At 52.4% G+C, this 21,747-nt stretch carries 16 protein-coding genes; 11 read left to right on the forward strand and 5 right to left on the reverse strand.

From position 1 onward, the window contains the following. Positions 1-79: 79 nt before the first annotated feature. On the reverse strand, positions 80-7,267 hold the full coding sequence (locus JOE25_RS04645; RefSeq protein ID WP_209632922.1) for a type I polyketide synthase: 7,188 nt from the start codon (positions 7,265-7,267) through the stop codon (positions 80-82). 534 nt (positions 7,268-7,801) lie between these two features. Here JOE25_RS04645 and JOE25_RS04650 point away from each other — a divergent pair. From JOE25_RS04650 to JOE25_RS04665, 4 genes are all read left to right on the forward strand, one after another. Next, the gene (locus JOE25_RS04650) at positions 7,802-8,218 is read left to right on the forward strand and encodes a DUF2000 domain-containing protein (RefSeq protein ID WP_209632923.1); all 417 of its coding nucleotides are present in this window, start codon (positions 7,802-7,804) and stop codon (positions 8,216-8,218) included. 114 nt (positions 8,219-8,332) lie between these two features. After that, the gene (locus JOE25_RS04655) at positions 8,333-9,370 is read left to right on the forward strand and encodes a LacI family DNA-binding transcriptional regulator (RefSeq protein ID WP_209632924.1); all 1,038 of its coding nucleotides are present in this window, start codon (positions 8,333-8,335) and stop codon (positions 9,368-9,370) included. A 209-nt stretch (positions 9,371-9,579) separates the two neighbouring features. Beyond that, positions 9,580-10,503 carry a TIM barrel protein gene (locus JOE25_RS04660; RefSeq protein ID WP_209632925.1) on the forward strand — a complete coding sequence of 308 codons (924 nt, stop codon included), beginning with the start codon at positions 9,580-9,582 and terminating at the stop codon, positions 10,501-10,503. A 14-nt stretch (positions 10,504-10,517) separates the two neighbouring features. Next, the gene (locus JOE25_RS04665; RefSeq protein WP_209632926.1) at positions 10,518-11,690 is read left to right on the forward strand and encodes a Gfo/Idh/MocA family oxidoreductase; all 1,173 of its coding nucleotides are present in this window, start codon (positions 10,518-10,520) and stop codon (positions 11,688-11,690) included. An 82-nt stretch (positions 11,691-11,772) separates the two neighbouring features. Here JOE25_RS04665 and JOE25_RS04670 read toward each other — a convergent pair whose 3' ends face one another. Further along, a complete protein-coding gene (locus tag JOE25_RS04670; protein ID WP_209632927.1) occupies positions 11,773-12,123 on the reverse strand; it encodes a GFA family protein in 351 nt (116 codons plus the stop codon). 173 nt (positions 12,124-12,296) lie between these two features. Between JOE25_RS04670 and JOE25_RS04675 the strand changes: the two genes are divergently transcribed. From JOE25_RS04675 to cspA, 5 genes are all read left to right on the forward strand, one after another. After that, entirely contained in the window at positions 12,297-12,506 is a 210-nt protein-coding gene (locus JOE25_RS04675) for a hypothetical protein (RefSeq protein ID WP_209632928.1), read from the forward strand. 197 nt (positions 12,507-12,703) lie between these two features. After that, the gene (locus JOE25_RS04680) at positions 12,704-13,780 is read left to right on the forward strand and encodes an SMP-30/gluconolactonase/LRE family protein (RefSeq protein WP_209632929.1); all 1,077 of its coding nucleotides are present in this window, start codon (positions 12,704-12,706) and stop codon (positions 13,778-13,780) included. Positions 13,781-14,023: 243 nt separating this feature from the next. After that, positions 14,024-14,767, forward strand: a complete 744-nt coding sequence (locus tag JOE25_RS04685; RefSeq protein WP_209632930.1) for a DUF3658 domain-containing protein — start codon at positions 14,024-14,026, stop codon at positions 14,765-14,767. Positions 14,768-14,894: 127 nt separating this feature from the next. After that, a complete protein-coding gene (locus JOE25_RS04690) occupies positions 14,895-15,539 on the forward strand; it encodes a Qnr family pentapeptide repeat protein (protein WP_209632931.1) in 645 nt (214 codons plus the stop codon). Positions 15,540-15,881: 342 nt separating this feature from the next. Continuing rightward, complete coding sequence (cspA, locus tag JOE25_RS04695) at positions 15,882-16,094, forward strand: RNA chaperone/antiterminator CspA (RefSeq protein ID WP_012006483.1); 213 nt, start codon at positions 15,882-15,884, stop codon at positions 16,092-16,094. A 364-nt stretch (positions 16,095-16,458) separates the two neighbouring features. Here cspA and JOE25_RS04700 read toward each other — a convergent pair whose 3' ends face one another. Continuing rightward, complete coding sequence (locus JOE25_RS04700) at positions 16,459-17,139, reverse strand: hydrolase (RefSeq protein WP_209632932.1); 681 nt, start codon at positions 17,137-17,139, stop codon at positions 16,459-16,461. Positions 17,140-17,406: 267 nt separating this feature from the next. Between JOE25_RS04700 and JOE25_RS04705 the strand changes: the two genes are divergently transcribed. After that, positions 17,407-17,835, forward strand: a complete 429-nt coding sequence (locus JOE25_RS04705) for a universal stress protein (RefSeq protein ID WP_209632933.1) — start codon at positions 17,407-17,409, stop codon at positions 17,833-17,835. Positions 17,836-18,161: 326 nt separating this feature from the next. Then, positions 18,162-18,917, forward strand: a complete 756-nt coding sequence (locus JOE25_RS04710) for an SDR family oxidoreductase (protein WP_061807606.1) — start codon at positions 18,162-18,164, stop codon at positions 18,915-18,917. A gap of 40 nt (positions 18,918-18,957) precedes the next feature. Here JOE25_RS04710 and JOE25_RS04715 read toward each other — a convergent pair whose 3' ends face one another. After that, positions 18,958-20,238 carry an FAD-binding oxidoreductase gene (locus JOE25_RS04715; RefSeq protein WP_209632934.1) on the reverse strand — a complete coding sequence of 427 codons (1,281 nt, stop codon included), beginning with the start codon at positions 20,236-20,238 and terminating at the stop codon, positions 18,958-18,960. A gap of 11 nt (positions 20,239-20,249) precedes the next feature. After that, positions 20,250-21,746, reverse strand: coding sequence for an aldehyde dehydrogenase PuuC (gene puuC / locus JOE25_RS04720; RefSeq protein WP_209632935.1), 1,497 nt, complete (start codon positions 21,744-21,746; stop codon positions 20,250-20,252). Between the last annotated feature and the right edge of the window lies 1 nt (position 21,747).

Genomic DNA, 21,747 nt, shown 5'->3' on the forward strand with positions numbered 1-21,747 from the left:
AGAGAAGCCCTATGGCTTCTCTCTTGTTTAGGTGAAGATCAGAAAACGACGGGTTTTCTCATCATGTGTGCAATGGCTGCTAGGGACGAGACTGCGCGTATAATCCTGCCAGCACCTCCGCTATTTTTTCGCCAATAAAGTCTTTATTGCGGCTGACAAACCAGTGGTCACCGTGTACCACAAATTGCTGGAAGGCGTGGGTGGTTTGCGCCTCCCAGGCGGTCATTTCATCGACCAGCGTGACCTCATCCTCCAGCGCTGAGAACACCGTAATCGGGCAGGACAGCGGCGCGTCGTGCTGGTATTCATAACTTAATAGTAATGGCATATCTCTGCGCAGCCCCGGTAAGATTTGCTTAACGAACTCCAGATCGTCAATGTAGGTCAACAGACCGAGGATTTTTTGCTCTGAGTTGGAAGCAACACCACTTTCGCGTAACGATTCGCGGTTTTTCCAGGTGCCGGTGAGCTGTGGTGCCATGGTTGCCGATGAGAAGAAATGCACCGGCAAGAGTTTGTTGCCGGCACGCAATGCCCGGTAGAGCTCGAACATCACTATCCCTCCGTAGCTATGACCAAAGAAGGCGATGTCACCCTCCCAACCCAGCTGTTTTTCATCTTCCATCAAACGATCGAATGCCGTTTCCAATTCGCTCAACAACGCCGACAACTGGGTGTGGTTTTCTTCCTGTAACCGGTTTTCACGGCCCGGGGATTGAATGGCATAGACTTCGCAATCTGCCGGGGGGTTATAGAGGAAGTGAGCAAACATCGATGCACCAGCCCCCATCGAAGGCATCATAAACAGCTTGGTTTTCTTCGGCTGTTCATTCGGTGCCCGTTTTAAACGGACAAAGTATTCATGCACAACCTCAATGTCGGCTTCTGAAGTAATACCTGAAATGTCGCCGGATGGTGCTTGCGCAGTGCTGCCATTGGTCAATTCCTGGTAAAGTTGCTCGGCGAGTTCAAGTAAGCTTGGGCCTTTCACCATGCGCATCAACGGGTAATTGATCTCCAGTTTTTGCTGGATCCAATGGCGTAACTGGTTGAGCATTAACGAATCCAAGCCCATCGCAGAGAGCGATTTTTCCGGCGCAACCTTATCAACGGTGGTACCAAGGATCCGCGCTAATGCTTCGGTCAGCTGATGTTTCAGTTCCTGTACGGCCTCGGAACCCGACAACGCCTGTACTTTTTCACGCAGGCTGATATTGCCGTCGTTTTGCCCTTTGATCTGCAGTGCTTCATTGGACAATAAATGGGCGAAACGCAGATCGTTGCGCAGATGATCGTAATGCTCACGGAAACGCACCCAGTCAATATTGGCGGCCATTCTTATCACATTGCCGTCCAGCAACACTTGCTCGATTTTCGCTGTCACCTGTTTCTGGCTCATCGGCAGCCAGCCTTGTTTATCCAGCAGGTTCAATAACGAATCGGCATCCTTTGTTAGCCCGGCAAACTGACCGAGTACGCCGATATTGATCGCCTGCGCAGTCAGTCCCTGCATTTGGCGATAATGCGTTAGCTTGTCGATAAAGTTATTGGCGGCGGAATAACAGGTCTGGCCGCCAAAACCGAACACGGACGCGATGGAGGAAAGCGAAAGGAAGAATTCCAGAGGCGTATTCTGCAGGGCTTGATGTAAATGCCAGGCGCCCAAGGCTTTGGCCTCGAAGGCTGGCATCAGTTCGTCACGCTGCAGATTGCCGATCAGGGCATTTTGCATCACCGCCGCTCCGTGAATAACCCCGCCCAACGGGGCAACGTGCTTGATCTGTTCGATCATGGCCATCACGTCGGTGGACGAAGAGAGGTCGACTTTAGGTAACAGCACCTCAACCCCTTGTTGGCGCATTAGCGCAATGGCATGGCGATCCTCGTCATGCTTAGGGCCGCTGCGGCTGGCGAGCACCAGTTTTCTGGCTCCGTGCTCCACTAACCACGTAGCCAGCACAATGCCCAATCCGCTGGCCCCGCCGGTGATCAGATACGTTTTCTCCGCTGACAGTTGTAAATGCTGCGCGGGAAGTGCATTGACGGAGACCCCCTCCATGGTCACCACCCTGTTTTCTGACTGGCGATCGTCGCCCAGTGCGGAGGGAAGTGCATTGACCGGAAGAGCGGAGTAGGCCGGCAATGGCATTGGCGTTGCGCTGTTAATTGCATCGATGGCCTGAGCAAAGAGCTCTGCGGCTTCATGCGGTCTCTCAGCGACCAGAGACAGAACATCCACGGCAAAATAACTGAAGTTTGCTTGTTGGCAGTGGAAGCTTAACGCTTCATTTTCTCCTTGGTTATGTGGGTTCAGCGCTATAAACCGGCCAAAAGGCTGCAGGCATCTCAGACTTTGCATAGCGCCTTTACCGCTGAGGTTATTCAGAACAATGTCGACGCCGGCACCCTGCGTATCGGTCATAATTTGCTGATGGAAGCTTAACGTCGTGCTGTCATAAACGTGCGTAATGCCCAATGAGCGAAGCTGTTCTCGGCTAGCGTCGGTATCGGCGCTGGCAAAGACATCGGCTTTTAGCTGTTGAGCCAAATGCACGCAGGCCAATCCCGTTGGCGTATGCGCGCAGTGGATCAGCACACGTTCACCCGGTTTGATTCGAGCTAGCTTGAACAGGGCTTGCCAAGCCGTCAGGCAGGCGATAGGCAGCAGTGCGGCTTGTTCAAACGACAGGGCGGCAGGTTTATGTGTCACGTAATGTTTGTCGACTCGAGTGATTCCGGCCACGCCGTTAGCGGTGATAGCGATAACCCTATCCCCCGTCTTGAAGCCGCTGACTGCCGAGCCGATGCGGGTTATCACACCACTGCATTCGTGGCTGAGTGAACGTTCAGACGTTGTACGGCGGTTCAATGCCGCGGCTTTTATCGCGAGCTCAATCTCATGTTCCTGAAGCTCCGCAGGTGTAAATTGACGCATTTGCAGTGAACCGATCACGCCCGGCACACCAAACACAGCATGATAATTCCCGCCGCACCCCGGTAGCACTTTGGCGGCGTTGAGCTGAGCTTGGTCGGGGTCTACGCTCTTCAACCTGCGGGCGAAGAGTTGCTCCCCGCGTATCGCCAATTCGGTTTCATTCTTACCCCTGTGGGGGGCCGTAATCAGTCCAGCAAGAAGGCTCAGTTCGCCTTCGTTAGCCTTGCCTAAATCAACAACCTTGCAGACGGCAAGCGGATATTCATTGTTCATGGTGCGGCTGACGCCATACAGCGGAGCCTGTATCAGATTAATGGGCGAGTCTTCTGACGTGACCCACTCCGAGCCGCAGTTGATGGTCCAAAGGACGGGTTGCAGTTCATTTTCAATGATTGCGTGGTTGATATTGACGCTTTTCCAGATTAGCGATTCTATCCGGGGGGCCAAGTCATGTTCACCGACGTGCTCTTGCGGCAGCAGATTCACAATGCGCGTCAGGGCAGGGTAGCGTGCTTTGACTTCCCCCAACGCATTGAGCACGGCCTGGCGCTCCTGCAGGTCTACCGGCCAATCGAATGCGGGGTTTTCTCCCAAGGTAATGACCGTCGCCCCGCGCTGCTTCAATGCGTTGGCGAGTGCGCGATAATGCGTCTGCACGTCCGCAATCAACAATACTTCTGTACCAGGCTGTGCCGGTACACTTACGTTGTCGACAGGATGCCAGCCATATTCATAACAACCGCTGTAGGCAATATCCTCTTCGTTACTGCGTGAGCCGATGATGTATTTTAATCGCAGGCCGATGATTTGAGCGACTACATTACCGGCATCATCAAACAGCAACACATCACTTTGCAGATAGTCTTCGTCGGCTTGTTGGACAGAAAGGTAGCTCCATAAAATATCGCCCTGTGCCTTTTGGAAGAAGTGGTAGCGTTCGATATGCACCGGCAGGTAAACACCCAACTCTTCGTCAGTGTCCTGCTGTCGCGTAGCGAGAATGCTATGAACCACGGTGTCCATGAGTGCAGGATGCATGAAGTAGCGGTCGAGGCCAAACTTCAGGCTGTCAGGTATGACTATTTTCGCCAACAACTTATTCGGCGCGCTCCAGAGGTTCTGGATAGTTTTAAACGCAGGACCATAGCTTAAACCACCGCGTTTTAAACTGTTGTAAGTGGGTTGTACCGGGATTCGGTGGCTGACATCACGCTGAACTTCTCTCAGGCTGATTTGCGGCGCTGCCGGTTTAACGTCCAGATAATTTATTATTCCGTTCGCGTGTTTTATCCACTCCGCATCGGGTTTGCTGCCATCCCGGCTTAACAGCCAATAGCGGCCTGATGCAGAATCAATCTCCAGGTTAATGGTTAAAGGCTCCCCTTCATCCGGCAGGAACAGTCCGCGTTCAAAACTGATATCCATCAGATAACTGAACGACTCGCCAAAGGCCTGACGACCTGAGGCCATTGCAAGTTCCAGAATCCCGGCACCCGGGAACAAAATCAGATCATCCATCCGATGCTCGCTGAGATACGGATCTGCCTGGCTATCAAGAAATACATTGAACACGTGCCAGGTTGGATTGATGCCTGAACGATGATGTTGGGTAATATTGGGGTGGAAATCGAGTTTGAGGCGGTGTTCCTGATGGCGGCGGCTCTCATTCCAAAAACGTTTCTCTTGCCAGGCATAGCGAGGCAAATCATGCAGTCGGCCTGCACCAGGGCAGACCTTGTGCCAGCTCATTGGGTGTCCCGCGATCAGCAGCGCACCCAGGCTTTGCTTAAGGCGCACGGCTTCATCTTCCTGACGGCGGATTGACGGCAATATTTGTGCATTGACGTTCAGCTTGGTGAACAGTTCTTGTGCTCCACTGCTTAAAGCCGGGTGTGGGCCGATTTCGATAAACATATCAAAGCCGTCTTCTACCATGCGTTGCAGTGCCGGCGAGAAATAGACCGGGTCGCGGACGTTTTGGTACCAATAATCGCTGACTAAATGGAGTCCGTCTTCCCGCTTGCCGCTGACGGTGGAATAAAGGGCAATCTGGGCGGCAGTGGGCTCTAAAGCGCTGAGTGAGGCGATCAGCTCTTCTTTGAGTGGGCCCATATGGTGTGAGTGGAATGGCACATCGACCTTCAGGAACCGATGGAAGACATCTTTTTTTTCCAGCTCACTGGCAATCGCGTCCAGTGGTTTACGGTCTCCGGAAAGGGTAATGCTTTCGGGGCCGTTAATGGCGGCTATGGACACGCGATCGGCAACGTTGGCAATCAACTTTTCGGCGGTCGGTAAATCGACGCCAACAGCCAACATGACGCCTTTGCCAGATGCCGCGTGCTGGCCGCGACTGCGGTGGAATATCACCTGCACTGCCTGTTCCAACGTGAGTGCCCCGGCGGTATAGGCTGCCGCAACTTCACCGATTGAGTGGCCAATGACACCTTCAGGCTCAATACCGTTGTGTTTCCATAATTCGACCAAGGCGATTTGCAAGGCCATGATGGCGGGTTGGGCAATCCGAGTATCACTAATTTGTGATTCTGATTCTGGACGGCTCATTTCTTCCAGTAACGACCAACCGGCAATGTCGACAAACAGCTTGTCGATGGTGGCGATTACGTGACGGAAAACGGGCTCCGTATCAATAAGCTGACGGCCCATGGCGTACCATTGCGGCCCTTGACCGGTAAAGACGAAAGCCAAACGCGGCTTCTTATCCTGTGCCTGTCCTGACTCAACGCCGGCGAGCGACTCACCGCGTAGGTAAGCACTTATCTTTTCACCAAGATCCTCCGTGCTGCTGGCTGCAATAGCGAGACGGTGGCGAAGTAACGATCGATGTTGACCGGCGTTGAAACAGATATCGTTCAGGTTAGCTTGGGTGTCTGACAGATAGGCCAGATAGGTTTGCAATTGTGCTTTCAGCGCCTCAGGCGTTTGGGCACTGCAACTGAACAGATTTACCTCCGGCCGGATATCTTCTGCCTGATCCAGGCCGACAATGACCTCTGTATCCGGTATGTATTCTTCCAAGACAACGTGAGCGTTGGTACCTCCTGCACCAAATGAGTTAACACCGCCTATACGTGAGCGACCGTGGCTCGGTGCAGGCCAGCGTTGATTGCGGTCCACCACCTTCAGGCGCCAATTCTCAAAGTCAATTTTGGGATTTGGTCTGTTGAAATGCAGGTTCGCCGGGATCTGTTTATGATGGAGGCAGAGCGCCAGTTTAATCAAGCCGGTGACACCTGCTGCCCCCTCCAGATGACCAAGGTTACTTTTTATTGATCCAATAAGCAGGGGCTGTTCAACGGGACGCTGGCTAAACACATTGGCGAAGGCTTGAGTTTCCAATGGGTCACCGACAGAAGTTCCCGTACCGTGGGCCTCAATATATTGCACTCGTTGCGGATCAATGCCTGCTTGCCGGTACGCCGTCTGAAGCATTTCCGTTTGGGCTTCGGGGTTGGGTACGGTAAAACCGGCAGGGGTAAAGCCGTCAGAGTTACAGGCGCTGCCTCGCACCAGGGCATAGATCTTATTATTGTCCGCCAACGCCTGAGTTAGTGGCTTCAGATAGACCAATCCCACACCTTCTCCGCGCACGTAGCCATTGCCACTTTCGTCAAAACTTTTACAGGTGCCGTCTGCACTGAGGAAATTGCCTTTTGACAGCATCATCGTCAACGCAGGGTTGATATTCAGGTTAACCCCGCCGGCAATGGCCTGCTTCGCCTCCCGTAACCAAATGCTCTGACACGCCAGGTGGATGGCAACCAGGGAGGCCGAACACGCGGTATCGACGGCAATGCTTGGACCTTTTAAATCGTACAAATAGGAAATACGGTTTGCTAAAGATGTCAGTGAGATCCCCATGGCTGACTGCGGGCTAATGCGATAACGGTTATCAGGATCGGCAAGAATATCCTGATAATCGTTGGCAAACGAACCGATATATACGGCGGTTTTTGAGCCGCGGAACCTATCCAGTCGATCGCCAGCGTCTTCTAACGCCTCAAAGGTTGCCTGCAGCAGCAAGCGCTGCATGGGATCGATATTTTCTGCTTCCTTGGGGAAAATATTAAAGAATTCATTATCAAACTTGTCAATGCCATTGATAAAACCACCGCGTGCCGTCTTGGTTTTTCCGGTTTTATTGGTGTCTGGATCGTAGAACTTGTCCTTATTCCAGCGCTCAGGGGGGACGTCGGTAATACCGTCGACGCCTTTCAGTAATACATCCCATAACTCTTTGTGATTATTCGCATTTCCAGGGGTTTTGCAACCAATGCCAATAATGGCAATAGGTTCTCTATTTGCAGACATAGGGTGACCTCCGTGATGTAAACATAGGATTTTTTTGAAGATAGGAATTTTATTAATTTGCTATTTATTTATGGTTTGCTCATTGATTTTCTCTGTGGTCAGGCGTCGAAAATTAATTATAGATAGTTAATTTTTTTTCACATTTATATTTCCTTGTTTTTAGTAATGGTTTTATATCACTTTGTTTTATTTGATTTATTATTTCTATTAAATCCATATGGTATTATTTTTTTCTGATATAACTAAGGTTATTTGTGTTTGCCGAGATGAGGGGAAATTAAGTAGTATCAGGTGATTACCCTGTTTATTACTGACATAACCATCTCGGTTTTGATTTTTTATTTTTATAATTGTTTATTATCTTTATTTCTATAATTTCAACACGGTTCTATTTATCTTTTTGTTGTCTGGTTCGAGAGTGGGGCACTGTCATAATGATGCAGCATGTTATTTTTTTTCGGCGGCTCTGATCGATATCATTGAAAACTATCGACAGTCTGGGTAACACTGATGTCAACACCAAAGGAGAAAACGATGTACAGCGACAACGAGAAGAAGTTCTATATCATCCTGAACCGCAACCACGAACCTGCAACCTTGTTCAACGCGTCCTGTCACTTGACGGCAGGCATTACCGATTTGATCGAACAGCGTGAATTCCATCATTACCCTAGCGCTATCGACGGTGTCAGCGCCAATATGAGCCATTACCCGATCGTGATCCTGCAGGCGAAAAACAGCAGCCAGCTCAGCAATCTGATCCTTAAATGTAAGGAAGAGGCGGTGCTGGCAAACTTCTTCACCACCACCATGTTGTCGCACTCTGCTGAGCAGCAGATCGCGGATACTGCGAATACAGAGTACGAAAAGTTGGAGTTCGTTGCCGTAGCGCTGTACGGAGACACCGAACAGCTTAAGCCCCTAACGAAAAAATTCTCCGTTTATCGGTAAACCCTGTCTCCGCCATACCTCATTCACGTGCCCGATCACACAAACGCTGCCGCCGAGTTTCGTCAGGCGCATTTGTCATGATAGTTTCTATCAGAATAATGATGGGAGACGAGTATGGCAGGTAAGAAAACCACCCTGGCCGCCATCGCCAGAGAGGCACATGTCGGCATTGCCACGGTTGACCGGGTGATAAATCAACGAGCAGCGGTGCGGCCAGAAACGGAACGCAAGGTGATTGCGGCAGCGAAAAAATTGGGGTTCGCCCTGGAGAAATCGCATCGTTTGTTTGAAACGGCCGGGAAACCGGTTGTTCGGGTAAAAATGGGGTTTATCCTGCTGCGGAAGGCGCATTCGTTTTACGCCCAATTGGCTGATAGCCTGATGGAACAGGCTGCGTTATATCACGATCCTGCCTCTCCCCCGCAGTTCATTTTTCATGATATCAGTGCCGTCAACGAGACGGCCGCAGCCATTACGTCCCTAAGCCAGCGTGTTGACGTTATCGGCGTGCTGGCGTTGGATAACCCGATGATTGGTTACGCCGTTGAAGAGGCGACCCGGCGGGGCGTCAAGGTGTTTACGCTCCTGTCGGATCTGTCAGTGCACAGCCGCACTGGCTATATTGGTTTGGATAACCAGCAGGCTGGTCGTACCGCTGCCTGGGCGGTGGAGAGATTATGCCGACAGCCAGGAGACGTTGGTGTGATCATCGGTGATAACCGTTTTTTGTGCCAGGAAACCTGCGAAATCAGCTTCCGCTCTTACCTGCGTGAGCACCAGACCGGCCATCGGGTACTTGAACCGGTGCGCAACCATGAACAGGCAGAAAGCGCCAGGCAGGTAACTCAGGCCTTGCTGGCGCAACATACTGAGCTGGTGGCCCTCTATGCACCTTGTGGCGGTGTTGAGGGGATTATCGCGGCGCTGCGAGAAAGTGGCAGGCAACATGAGATTACCTTGGTTTGCCATGGCCCGGTGGACGGAGGGGAGATGGCGCTGTTTGATGGCACGTTGGATTTGATGTTGAGACACCGCATTACTGAGTTTGCCGCGACGGTTATCAACACTTTTGTGTCGGCTGTAACCCGTGATTCGTCCGGTTTTATACATGTCATTAATCGTTTTGATTTGATCACCCAAGAAAATATTTGACTGCCTGGCTCCCTGTTCGGGGGCCGTTCCCCGGTTCCAATTCCCTAAGCCCCTCTATAAGCCGTCTCGTCTTTATTTGATAAAAAACTATCATTTTTGTGATAAAAATTAACGCGATCGCTATCAAAAAATGAAATTTTCATCATTGCCGATTTTGAAACGTTTGTTTGATACTGACGCCACGCCTACTTCGCTACGGAACAAAAATCATGACTTTGTCTATCGCCAATGCACCTTGCAGTTGGGGAGTGGATGACCCTAACAATCCGCATCTTCCGCCTTACGCAACCGTCTTGCAGGAGGCAAGTACGGCTGGTTACCGCAGCATAGAGCTGGGGCCGTGGGGATACTTACCGACCGATGTCCTGACGTTGAATACCGAGCTGCAACGGCATGGACTATCGCTGGTGGCGGGAACCCTGTTTGACGATCTGGTCAGTGAGCATAACTTCGACCATATCCTTGAATTGACACATAACATTTGTCGCAACTTATCGCAGTCGATAAAAGCGCAACAAAACCGCGCCCCTCATTTTTCGCCACCTTATCTGGTCATTATTGATTTCGGCGACCCGCAGCGGGCGAAATTTGCCGGGCAGTCTTCTCTGGCACCGCGATTGTCACCAGATGATTGGCAAAGAATGATCAACCATATTATTACCGTCAGCGAGATTGCCTGGCAGAAGTATGGCGTACGGCCGGTTGTACATCCGCACGCGGGGGGCTGTATCGAATTTGCTGATGAGATCGAACAACTGACCGCCCAAATCCCGTATCAAACCGCCGGGCTGTGCCTGGATACCGGGCACCTTTACTACGCCGGAATGGATCCCGTTACCTGGCTCGACCGTTACTTCACGCGCATTGATTATCTGCATTTCAAGGACGTTAACCCACGGGTATTTCACGATGTATTGGCGCGTGGGTTGGACTTCTTTACGGCTTGTGCGCAAGGGGTGATGTGTCCTCTTGGCCAGGGAGCCATTGACTATCCGGCCGTGCGTGAATTATTGGCGGCACGTGGTTATCAGGGCTGGATCACCATTGAGCAGGAGCGCGATCCGCGTCATGCGCAGGGTAGCCTGCGCGATGTTACGGAAAGCCTCAACTATTTACGAAACATCGGCTTTTAATCAGGAGAAACGTGATGATCAACGGCACTAAACCTTTGGACCGATCCCTGCGCTGGGGCATGATCGGCGGCGGCGGCACCAGCCAGATTGGTTATATTCATCGTTCTGCGGCACAGCGCGATGGGACTTTCACCCTGCTGGCTGGTGCGTTTGATATCGATGCGCAACGTGGGCGCAGCTTTGGGCAAAGCCTGGGGGTGGCACCGGAGCGCTGTTATCCAGATTACGCCACGTTATTTCGCGAGGAGGCCGCAAGAGCGGACGGCATTGAAGCGGTTTCCATTGCTACGCCAAACAATACCCACTTTGCTATCTGTAAAGCGGCGCTGGCGGCCGGTTTACATGTGGTATGCGAAAAACCCTTGTGTTTCACCACGGGAGAGGCGCAAACACTGATCGAACTGAGCCAAAAGCACCATAAGATTGTCGGCGTCACCTATGGTTATGCCGGGCACCAGCTAATACATCAGGCGCGACAGATGATCGCCGATGGGTTGCTGGGCGAAATACGCATTATTAACATGCAGTTCTCTCATGGATTTCACGCGGCCCCGGTGGAGCAAGAAAACCCCAGTACCCGCTGGCGGGTAGATCCACGTTTTGTTGGCCCCAGCTATGTATTGGGGGATTTGGCGACCCATCCATTGTTCTTGTCGGAAACCATGGTGCCGCAGCTTAAGATCAAACGCCTGATGTGCAGCCGCCAGAGTTTTGTTAAAACCCGAGCGCCGCTGGAAGATAACGCCTTTGTGCTGATGGAGTATGATAATGGTGCTGTGGGTTCCATGTGGTGTTCGGCGGTTAACAGCGGATCGATGCACGGGCAGAAGGTGCGTATTGTTGGCGAAAAGGCGAGCCTGGAATGGTGGGATGAACAGCCTAACCAACTACGTTTTGAAGTGCAGGGGGAACCCGTACGCATTCTGGAGCGTGGTATGCCCTATCTCGATCCTATGGCGTTGGCGGATGATCGTATTGGCGGCGGTCATCCGGAAGGATTATTTGAAGCGTGGTCAAATCTCTACAGGCGCTTTGCGCTGGCCATGGACGCTAGCGATCGAGGGGACGGCGAATTTCTGGCCGATCTATGGTACCCCGACGTGCATGCAGGTGCGATGGGCGTGCGTTGGGTAGAAAACTGCGTGCGGTCGGCCGATGCAGGCGCCAGTTGGGTGGCGTTTCGCTGAGGTGCCGTAGTGCAACCTCATCGTAGGGGTTATCGCGGATAGGCAGGCAAGCCCATTGTGTTGTCTGCCTATTCGCGACGGCTCAGGCGCTGGCACCGTCATAGGGGTGGATTTGCAACGACTCGAGTGCCAGTTCGGGCACGCAGCGCAGGTTAACAGCGCACATCGCCGAACCGTCCGGACCTTTCCCATAGGCAAACGCCTCGGTGCCGCATGTTTGGCAAAATTGGTGCTGGATAACCTGTTTGTTAAAGGTATAGCCGCGCAGCGAGGTATCACCGCTGTTTAGCACAAAGGTGTTGATCGGGAAGAACGCCAGCAACAAGCCTTTACGGCGACAGATTGAACAGTTGCAACTCAGGGCTTCATGGGGCAGATCGGCGTTCACCGTAAAGGTGACGGCACCGCAATGACAGCTTCCTTGAAATGACATAATGGCTCACCTGCTGAAAATCTCAGTTCGTCCAATTATAGTTCACCTATTTAGCCTATTGATTGGCCTGGTGTACTGCACCTGAAGTGGGAAAGCGGTTTTGGGACGGCTGTATTAGAAAAATCTTTAAATTCTGTTAAGTTAGTGATTAAGGCAATGACAAGGAGACAGTGATGTTAGAGCAATACTACCCAGCCACCCTGAGTTCCAAACCGATCACGGACGAACAACATAAAAGACTGGTGGCTGTGCAAGCCGCACTGGAGCTGATCAAGGCGACATTATCCGACACCAACGACGGAAACGGTGTTGATTTCCAGCTTAAAGCGGCCGAAAAGCACATTGGCCCGATGGCTGACGCCATTCAGGAAGCGTTGAAATAAACGCCGAAAACGAGAATAAACCGCCTAAGTCTTAAGGGCGGTTTTTTTGTGCCAGCTTTGCTGGCAAACCGCGTTGAGCGCACAGCCATCGCATGATTGCTGTGATTTTTTCATTAGCGTATTGCCTTTTTCCCGACTAGTGCCGTTTTCAGCACCCACCTACTATGCAGATCCGGTTAATTACCAGGTTCCCTGTCATGTTCAAGAACACCCTATCATCAACTTCACCGCTGCGCTTTGGTGGTATTACGCTGTTGGTCAGCGTCGTCATGTTCTTTGCGACTGCCGCGCCGACCCAGGGCGCGCAGGTTATCACCTTTGTGCCCGATGCCGCTGGGGGATACCCCGAGAGCATTGCCTGGAATGAGCGCGCCGGGGCGTTTCTGGTTTCGTCGCTGCGCGGCGGGCAGATCGGCCTGGTTTATGAGGATGGGCGCTACAGGCCTTTCGCCGTCGACCGTTCACAGATCACGACTTCCGGCATTGTCGTTGACGCCGTGCGCAATCGGGTGCTGGTATGCAACGAAGATGTAGGCATTGCCCTCACGTCTTCGCCCGGTACGCACAATCGCGTGGCGCAGGTGCTCGAGTTTGATCTCGACACAGGTGCGTTGCAACATGTCTATGATTTCTCGCCGTTGAGCAAAGGACCGACGCTCGCCAACGATCTGGCCCTCGACGCGCAAGGCAATGTCTACGTTACCGATAGTTTCCAGCCGCAGATTTATAAAATCGACCAGGCAACCAAGGCGGTTTCGATACTTGTGCGTTCCGAACGTCTGATGCCCGCCACGACCACGGCGGCGTCGGGGGCGAAACCTTATCTCAACGGAATTGTTTACCACCCGGACGGCTATCTGATTGCCGGGGACTATTCCCGTGGTCTGTTGTGGAAGGTGGCGCTGGATGGGACGCACGCTCTAAGCGAAATCAAGCTGCCACAACGTTTGAAAGGGCCCGACGGGTTACGTCTTAAAAACCCCGACACCCTGGTGGTGGTGCAGTCTTTCCCTGGCATCGGGCAGGGCATGTCGGGGGATGTGACGCTGCTTTCTTCATCCGACGGCTGGGCTAGCGCGCGCATTACCGCTGTTGTCACCCCGCCGGGATTGGATGGACCCACTGCGGCGGCAGTCAAGGATGGTGAGGTTTGGGTTGTCAATTCACGTTATCCTCGCCTCTTTGCCGATACCGCGAATGCCGATCGCGCGCGCGCGTTCAGCATCGTCAAGGTGGCGTTTAGCGATGGCCAAAATGTCTCCGGGTTGCCATGAAGGCCCGTAACGCCCACTGATGGGGCGTGGATTTTCAACTGAAAACGGCAGCGCATGGGGCCGATGGCTGGCGCGATCGTCAATCCTGGCAGCAATCATCAACCGCTTAAGTGGCGTTCACTGAGGCGGTTTTTTTGTGCTATTCAGGCGGGAAAATTCGGATTTTTTGTCTACTGACAGCGGAAAAAAATTGGCAGAATTCATCTCAGGATTATTTTAGGGAATAGGCTGAGGAGAGCGTTGATGAAAGATGTGCATATTGCACTATCGGGTGGCTGCGTGCGGTTAGCTTACCCGGGAGAGGACGTACTGGATTTCACCGATAACCTGTCATTTGGGCCGCTGTGCGCGCTGGATGACGAGCAGGGTCTTCAGGCCCGATCCCGCTGGTTTCAAGATCTGCACCACTCTGTTAACGCCCCCGATTGGGGCACCTCTGCCCAACGCCTGACGGCGATGGAAAGCTTAAAAAAGCAGTTGGCTGCGATCACCGGGCAGGTGACCCTGTGGATTGGCGACAACGCCGATGAGCAATTGATGTTGCGTGCACTGCTGCCATTATTGTGTGAACACCCGGTGTTTGTGGTTAACGTCACCGCACTTGCCGCACACGAAACCACCGGTTGCTGTCCGATTGAAATGCTCGAATCTTTGTGGGTTCGCCGGCGTGAATTGCCACCCGAAGACCAAGCGGCGCTCATTACCGACTGGTATCGCCTGCTGAAGGAGAACGCCCCGGTGCGGATCTTTGCACAGGGAGAAGTGCAGGGGAAAACGCTGGAATTCCACGACCCGTTGCTGTTGCAATATTGCCCCAACGATTACACCCTGGGTTCCCGGGTGGTCGGCAACGCAAGGGTGAATTCGCCCTATGGGGTCGGCGACACTTTTCTGAATTTCCGACTGTACGCGTTGATTGAGCAGGGCATATTGCAGGCGCAGACCGGCGGCGTGAACATGAACCTTCTCCAGGTGCGGCAGGCTTAATCGTGCTCACCCCGCGTTGTGATTTTTTGTGCGGTGGGGCGGATAAAGCGGGGCAAAGCAGTTTTATCCGACCCCGGCTTCTGTTTATAATGCGGCATTGACTGTACAAATAAACAGGTATCTCGCAATGACGCTGGTATTGGATGGTGAAAAGATTGGCCGTAACCGGTTTACCGGCGAGAAGATTGAAAACGGCAGCTTTATTAACTGCGATTTCTCGGGTACCGACCTGACCGGTACCGAGTTTATTGACTGTCAGTTTTACGATCGCGAGAGCCAGCAGGGCGGTAATTTCAGCCGTGCGCTGCTGAAGGACGCCAGTTTCAAAAATTGCGACCTGTCGATGGCGGACTTCAGAAATGCCAGCGCGTTGGGCATCGAAATCCGCGAATGTCGTGCGCAGGGCGCTGATTTCCGCGGCGCCAGCTTTATGAATATGATCACCGCACGCACCTGGTTTTGCAGCGCTTACATCACCAAAACCAACCTGAGCTACGCCAACTTTTCAAAAGTGGTACTGGAGAAGTGTGAGCTATGGGAAAACCGCTGGAACAGTGCACAGATCCTTGGTGCGACCTTTAGCGGTTCTGACCTGTCCGGTGGCGAGTTTGCCTCTTTTGATTGGCGTGCGGCCAACTTTACGCATTGCGATCTGACCAATTCGGAACTGGGTGAGTTAGACCTGCGTGGCACTGATCTGCAGGGCGTGAAACTGGACAGCTACCAGGTGTTTCAAATGATGGAGCGGCTGGGTATTGCGGTTATCGGCTAGGGTTATGCCCATCGTCTTTCAAGCTGCCAGCGATGTTTTATGAAGGGCCGTGAGGCCCTTCGCGTTAGCGACGGCTGGCGCTGCGGCGGATAAATAATAAGAGGTGTGTATAAATATTATAATAAATATTCCTTGCTTAAATAAATCCCTCGTGTATAAATAACGCCATCGGTTTGTAGTACAGACCTTATGAAAGCAGTTTTAGTAAAGCAGTTCTCAGTATTAGTGATATCCATAGATACCTCTTCTCCCGCGAATTTCCTTCTTTAGTGCCCAATAAGTTTCCAACAAAAACAGACCTCTATCGCCATATGGCGTCTCAAAAATATAAAGGAAATATCTATGTCTACTAAAATGACTGGTTTGGTAAAATGGTTTGATGCAGGTAAAGGTTTTGGCTTTATCTCTCCGGCAGACGGCAGCAAAGACGTGTTCGTACACTTCTCCGCTATCCAGAGCAATGATTTCAAAACGCTTGATGAAGGTCAGCGCGTTGAATTCACGATCGAAAACGGTCAGAAAGGTCCTTCTGCCGGCAACGTCGTCGTTTTATAATTTGTAGGTAGTGATTTATTTCTTGCGATAGCGAAGACGGTGTAAACCTGAGCAGATGAGAAATAAATGCAATGCCTGAATAAACTCCAGGATTACCTGGAGTTTATCTAAAAATAAATTAAGCGTATTTCAATAACGGAAGTTATTGGCAACAGCAAAAGAGATTGGCGTCGTAACAATAATAACGACGATGATTCAGTCTATTTTTCTGTTGTGAAAAAGTTGTGCTTAGGCTGCGTAAGGTTGGAGTGTTGGACGGACGCTTACGCCATAACATGACAGTCGGGAAAGTAACCGACAAACATTGATAACCCTGGCCTGCGGCCGGGGTTTTTTTATGCCTAATGATCAGATTAGACGGTGGTTAGCTTCGCTGAGAATCCAGTACTTCACTGTTTTTCACGACGTCCTGCGCTTTAACATAGCTTTCAATGAGCAACTGATAGGCCGGGAATATTTTGGTGTAAACCTCTGCCCATTGCTGAGCATCCTCACGGTTCCAACTCCCCTGAAGTTCAGAAGCTACGCCTGCAGTATCAATCGGAACTACACCGGCCTGCACTACGCGCGCCAGGGTGATTTCCTGCGCCATTTTTGAATAGGTGCCCGACGCATCGATGACAGCAAACACTTTATATCCATCGGCGATTGCGCTTATTGACGGGAAAGCCATGCAAACGCTGGTAATGGTACCGGCGATGATCAGCGTTTTTCGCCCGGTAGCCTTAACCGCAGCGACAAAGTCTGGGTTATCCCATGCGTTGATTTCGCCTTTACGGGCAACATATTTTGCGTGCGGGGCATTTTGGTGGATCTCAGGGATCAAGGGGCCATTAGGACCTTGCGGTACTGAAGCCGTGGTGATTACCGGCAATTTGCTTAGCGTAGCGATACTGGCCAGTGCGCTAGCGCGAGCGCGCAGCTCAGTTATTGGCATGTCGGCGACGGTCTGGAACAGGCCGCTTTGATGATCGATCAGCAACATAACGGCATCATTAGCATCAATAACAGGACGCTGACCATTGAAGTTTGCTGGAGTGCTCATAGTTGTATTCCTCTTTCATCGGTAGATGGAACGTCAATTAACGTCAAAAAAGCCGGACTGAATCTCAGCACCTGCCTTTAGTCTAGGGATGGTGAGGATTTTCGGTAGAGGGTGAAGTCAGGATACATCGTCCCATCAACAGAACAATAACGCGGGAGGGCGATGATTTAATCGCTGAACTAAACTTAAGTTGCATGAGAGACATGCGAAACGTCTATTGCAGGGAGCGCGGTCCTGTTTATTGGCTCGATGTGGAGGGCAGTCATCATGACTTATCAACATATCGTTGTTGCAACGGATCTCAGTGAAGATGCTGAATTCTTGCTCGGAAGGGGGGCTAGGCTGGCCAGCGAGCTGAATGCCAAACTATCGTTGATATATATCGATATCCATCATGCCGGTTATTACGCCGAACTGGGGATCGGTGAATATAACTACACCGATCGTACCTTTTCTGAACGTGTAAAGAATATGCTCAATGCCATCAAGGGACGGTCATCTTATCCGGTTGAAGAGGTGATTATTGGGCGTGGCGAACTGACGGAAGAACTGAATCGGGCGGCAAAGAACAAAGGTTTTGACCTGATCATCTTTGGCCACCATCACGATATCTGGAGCCGATTGATGTCGTCGACACGACAAGCGATCAATCAGTTGAATATCGATCTGCTGGTTGTTCCCATTGAGAAAAAATAATCCATCCTGGGCTGCCCAAGATGCAGTCCGGGTTTTTCTATAACGGTTGCTTATCAACCAGATGACAACATAGAACAGTTCTTGAACTTATTCATTTCTGATAATACAGCTTAAAAATAATCACGCATGATTATTTTATTAATGGCATCAAAGGCTTGGCCTAATTCCGATAATGATTGCCCTGACGCCTTGAATTTACAATGAATACCTCTTTTTGATTATAAAACCGCACGTTTTGACTGGCCCTCACCCCCCATGAGTTTTATCCTCGGACTTAATCAGGATTTGTATGACTTATAAAAATACATTCACATGGAGGAGTTCTTATGCGTTTCGACAATAAAGTGGTCGTTATCACCGGGGCCGGCAATGGGATGGGGGAAGCGGCGGCACGCCGGTTCTCTGCCGAAGGGGCAACCGTGGTTCTGGCTGATTGGGCGAAGGATGCGGTAGACAAGGTGGCCGCCTCACTGCCAAAAGGCAAGGCATTGGCGGTGCATATCGATGTTTCCGACCACGTTGCGGTTGAAAAGATGATGAACGACGTGGCGGAAAAATTGGGCCGTATCGACGTATTGTTGAATAATGCCGGTGTGCACGTCGCGGGCAGCGTGCTGGAAACCAGCGTAGCTGACTGGCGTCGCATCGCCGGCGTGGACATTGATGGTGTCGTGTTCTGTTCCAAGTTCGCCATGCCGCATTTGCTGAAAACCAAAGGCTGTATCGTTAATACCGCTTCGGTTTCTGGCTTGGGGGGGGACTGGGGCGCCGCGTATTACTGCGCGGCGAAAGGCGCGGTGGTGAACCTGACGCGTGCGATGGCGCTGGATCACGGCGGTGATGGCGTGCGAGTGAACTCCGTCTGTCCAAGCCTGGTGAAAACCAATATGACCAATGGCTGGCCGCAGGAGATCCGCGACAAGTTTAACGAGCGTATTGCGTTGGGCCGAGCGGCAGAGCCGGAAGAAGTGGCTGCGGTGATGGCGTTCCTGGCCAGTGATGACGCCAGCTTTATTAACGGTGCCAACATCCCGGTTGATGGTGGGGCGACCGCCTCAGACGGTCAACCTAAAATTGTTTAAGTCGTAACGGTCAGGCCCGGCATCGCCGGGCCTGTAAACCTTACACGCCAATCCGATCTCGCAGTGTGTAGTAGGCTGCACCAATAGCGGTAAAGGGGATCTGTAGATTGCGGCCACCGAAGAACGGCAAGTGTGGCAGCTTGGCAAAGGCGTCAAAGCGTTCCGCATCGCCGCGCATCAACTCCGCAATCAACTTGCCCGCTAAATGGGTACAGGTCACGCCGTGGCCACTGTAGCCCTGCATGTAATACACGTTATTTTCAAGGCGGCCGAATTGCGGCATACGTGACAGCGTCAGCAGGAAATTACCTGTCCAGCGGTAGTCGAGGCGCACGCCCTTCAACTGTGGGAAGGTTTTCAGCAGTTTTGGCCGGATCAGGTTGTCTATATCGTCAGGATCGCGGGCACCATAAACCACGCCACCGCCATACAGCAGGCGGTTATCGCCCGTGATGCGGTAATAATCCAACAGGTAGTTACAGTCTTCAACGCAGTAATTCTGTGGGATCAATGACTGAGCCACTTCCGGTGCCAATGGTTCAGTGGCAACCACCTGAGTGCCGCACGGCATACTCCGTCTGGCCAGCCGCGGCTCCAGTTTATCGCCCAGATAGGCGTTACCTGCCACGATCACATAGCGTGCCTTCACCTGTCCATTGGCCGTACTGACGATCGCCGGTTCACCGTGCAAGATGTTGGTGACCGCAGACTGTTCGAAGATCCGTCCGCCTTGCAGACGAACGGCTTCGGCTTCGCCGAGCGCCAGATTCAGCGGATGGATATGGCCACCGCTGTGATCGAGCAGCGCACCGACGTAGCGATCGCTGTTGACCTCTTGGCGGATCCGCCCAGCATCCAACAGCTCAAGTTGCGTGTTACCGTAGCGTTCCCAGTTTTGTTTTTGCTCTATCAGCGCATGATATTGCCGGTTGTTGAGCGCGGCGAAGATCCCGCCTAGGCGATAGTCGCATTCGATGGCGTATTGCTTGATGCGGCTGCGAATGATTTCTGCGCCCTCAAACATCATGCTGCCGAGTATGCGGGCGCTTTCCGGGCCGTAGCGTTGTTCTATCACGTCGATATCACGGCTGTAAGAATTCACCAATTGACCGCCGTTACGGCCGCTCGCCCCAAAGCCAATACGGGCAGATTCCAGCAGGACGACGTTGTAGCCGGCTTCCACCAGAAACAGCGCCGAGGACAGGCCTGTGTAACCGCCACCGACGATACAGACGTCGCATTCAATGGATTCATTCAACTGCGGATAGGGCGCGTGGCTGTTGGCCGAGGCCGCATAATAGCTTTTTACGTGTTCAGTCATGGTGTCTGCCCTTATTCCAGCGAAATCCAGGTGGTTTTCAGTTCGGTGAATTTATCCAGCGCATGCAACGATTTGTCGCGTCCATTGCCGCTTTGTTTGTAACCCCCGAAGGGCACGGTCATATCCCCGTCGTTGTAGTTATTGATGAACACGGTACCGGCTTTTAACTGGCGAGCCAGGCGGTGCGCACGGGACAGATCGCGTGTCCAGAGCGCGGCACCCAGGCCGTAGTCGCTGTCGTTGGCCAGTTGCATGGCGTGTTGTTCACCGTTGAATAGCGTGACCGCCAGTACCGGACCAAAGATCTCATCGCGCGCAACGCTCATGGCATTATCCACCTGGGTGAGAATGGTCGGGCCAAGATACCCGGCGTGACCATGCTGTGGGTGTTCGCGGCCATCAAGGAACAGCGTCGCACCTTGGCTCAAACCTTGTTCGATATAGTCAGCGACTTTCTCGCAGTGGCCTTGGTCGATCAGCGTGCCCATCACCGTTGCAGGGTCGAGCGGATCGCCGGGCGTGAATGCTGCAGCATGTCGACGCAGCGCGTGCAGGAATTCTTGCTGAATGCTCTCTTCAACCAACAGCCGAGTCCCAGCGATGCACACCTGCCCCTGATTATAGAAGATGCCCGCTGCGGCACTTTGTGCCGCTTTATCCAGGTCAGGACAGTCGGCAAAGATAATATTGGCGCTTTTGCCACCGGCCTCCAGCCATACCCGTTTCATATTGGATTGGCCGGCGTAGATCATCAGTTGCTTGGCGACCTGCGTGGAGCCGGTGAAGGTGAGGGCATCAACGTCATTGTGCAGCGCCAATGCCTTGCCGGCATCGTGACCGTAACCGGGGACAATATTCAGCACGCCGTCCGGCAGTCCTGCCTGTTGCGCCAGTTTGCCCAGATAGATAGCCGTTAGCGGGGATTTTTCAGAGGGTTTGAGAATCACGCTGTTGCCGGTGGCCAAGGCCGGGCCGAGCTTCCAGCAGGCTAACAACAGCGGGAAGTTCCAGGGGACGATAGCCCCCACGACGCCAATGGGTTCGCGTTCGATTAACGCCAGTGCATCACCCGCGGTGGGGGCAATTTCGCCGTAAACCTTGTCGATCGCCTCGGCATACCAGCGCAGGCAGCGAATGGCACCAGGTACATCGTCACGCAGACTATGGCGAATGGGTTTACCGGTATCCAGCGTCTCCAGCAGTGCCAGCTCTTCTTGATGCTGCTCCATTAACGTCGCTAACCGTAACAAGGTGGCTTTGCGCTGCGCAGGCGCTGCCCGTGACCAGTCCCCACGTTCAAACGCCGCCCGCGCCGCACTGACCGCCAGATCAATATCGACACCGCTACCGCGGGACACCTGCGTTAACTCGCGTTGGGCGGCAGGATCCTCCACGGCAAAGGTTTTACCTTCGGCGGCGGGTTGATAACGGCCATTGATAAACAGTCGGTTCTCAATATTCAGGGCTTGTGCCCGTTGTTGCCAATACTGTAAGTGGTGGAAGTCCATG

Origin of the sequence: Serratia sp. PL17, from assembly GCF_017832355.1 — a bacterium.
In the GTDB taxonomy this organism is placed as follows: Bacteria; Pseudomonadota; Gammaproteobacteria; order Enterobacterales; family Enterobacteriaceae; genus Serratia.

Bases quoted from the DNA above. Each gene is read 5' to 3' on its own strand.
- JOE25_RS04650 (WP_209632923.1), top strand. From the start codon at position 7,802: ATGTACAGCGACAACGAGAAGAAGTTCTATATCATCCTGAACCGCAAC.
- JOE25_RS04700 (WP_209632932.1), bottom strand. From the start codon at position 17,139: ATGAGCACTCCAGCAAACTTCAATGGTCAGCGTCCTGTTATTGATGCT.
- JOE25_RS04655 (WP_209632924.1), top strand. From the start codon at position 8,333: ATGGCAGGTAAGAAAACCACCCTGGCCGCCATCGCCAGAGAGGCACAT.
- puuC (WP_209632935.1), bottom strand. From the start codon at position 21,746: ATGGACTTCCACCACTTACAGTATTGGCAACAACGGGCACAAGCCCTG.
- JOE25_RS04680 (WP_209632929.1), top strand. From the start codon at position 12,704: ATGTTCAAGAACACCCTATCATCAACTTCACCGCTGCGCTTTGGTGGT.
- JOE25_RS04665 (WP_209632926.1), top strand. From the start codon at position 10,518: ATGATCAACGGCACTAAACCTTTGGACCGATCCCTGCGCTGGGGCATG.
- JOE25_RS04675 (WP_209632928.1), top strand. From the start codon at position 12,297: ATGTTAGAGCAATACTACCCAGCCACCCTGAGTTCCAAACCGATCACG.
- JOE25_RS04645 (WP_209632922.1), bottom strand. From the start codon at position 7,267: ATGTCTGCAAATAGAGAACCTATTGCCATTATTGGCATTGGTTGCAAA.
- JOE25_RS04690 (WP_209632931.1), top strand. From the start codon at position 14,895: ATGACGCTGGTATTGGATGGTGAAAAGATTGGCCGTAACCGGTTTACC.
- JOE25_RS04715 (WP_209632934.1), bottom strand. From the start codon at position 20,238: ATGACTGAACACGTAAAAAGCTATTATGCGGCCTCGGCCAACAGCCAC.
- JOE25_RS04670 (WP_209632927.1), bottom strand. From the start codon at position 12,123: ATGTCATTTCAAGGAAGCTGTCATTGCGGTGCCGTCACCTTTACGGTG.
- JOE25_RS04710 (WP_061807606.1), top strand. From the start codon at position 18,162: ATGCGTTTCGACAATAAAGTGGTCGTTATCACCGGGGCCGGCAATGGG.
- JOE25_RS04660 (WP_209632925.1), top strand. From the start codon at position 9,580: ATGACTTTGTCTATCGCCAATGCACCTTGCAGTTGGGGAGTGGATGAC.
- cspA (WP_012006483.1), top strand. From the start codon at position 15,882: ATGTCTACTAAAATGACTGGTTTGGTAAAATGGTTTGATGCAGGTAAA.
- JOE25_RS04705 (WP_209632933.1), top strand. From the start codon at position 17,407: ATGACTTATCAACATATCGTTGTTGCAACGGATCTCAGTGAAGATGCT.
- JOE25_RS04685 (WP_209632930.1), top strand. From the start codon at position 14,024: ATGAAAGATGTGCATATTGCACTATCGGGTGGCTGCGTGCGGTTAGCT.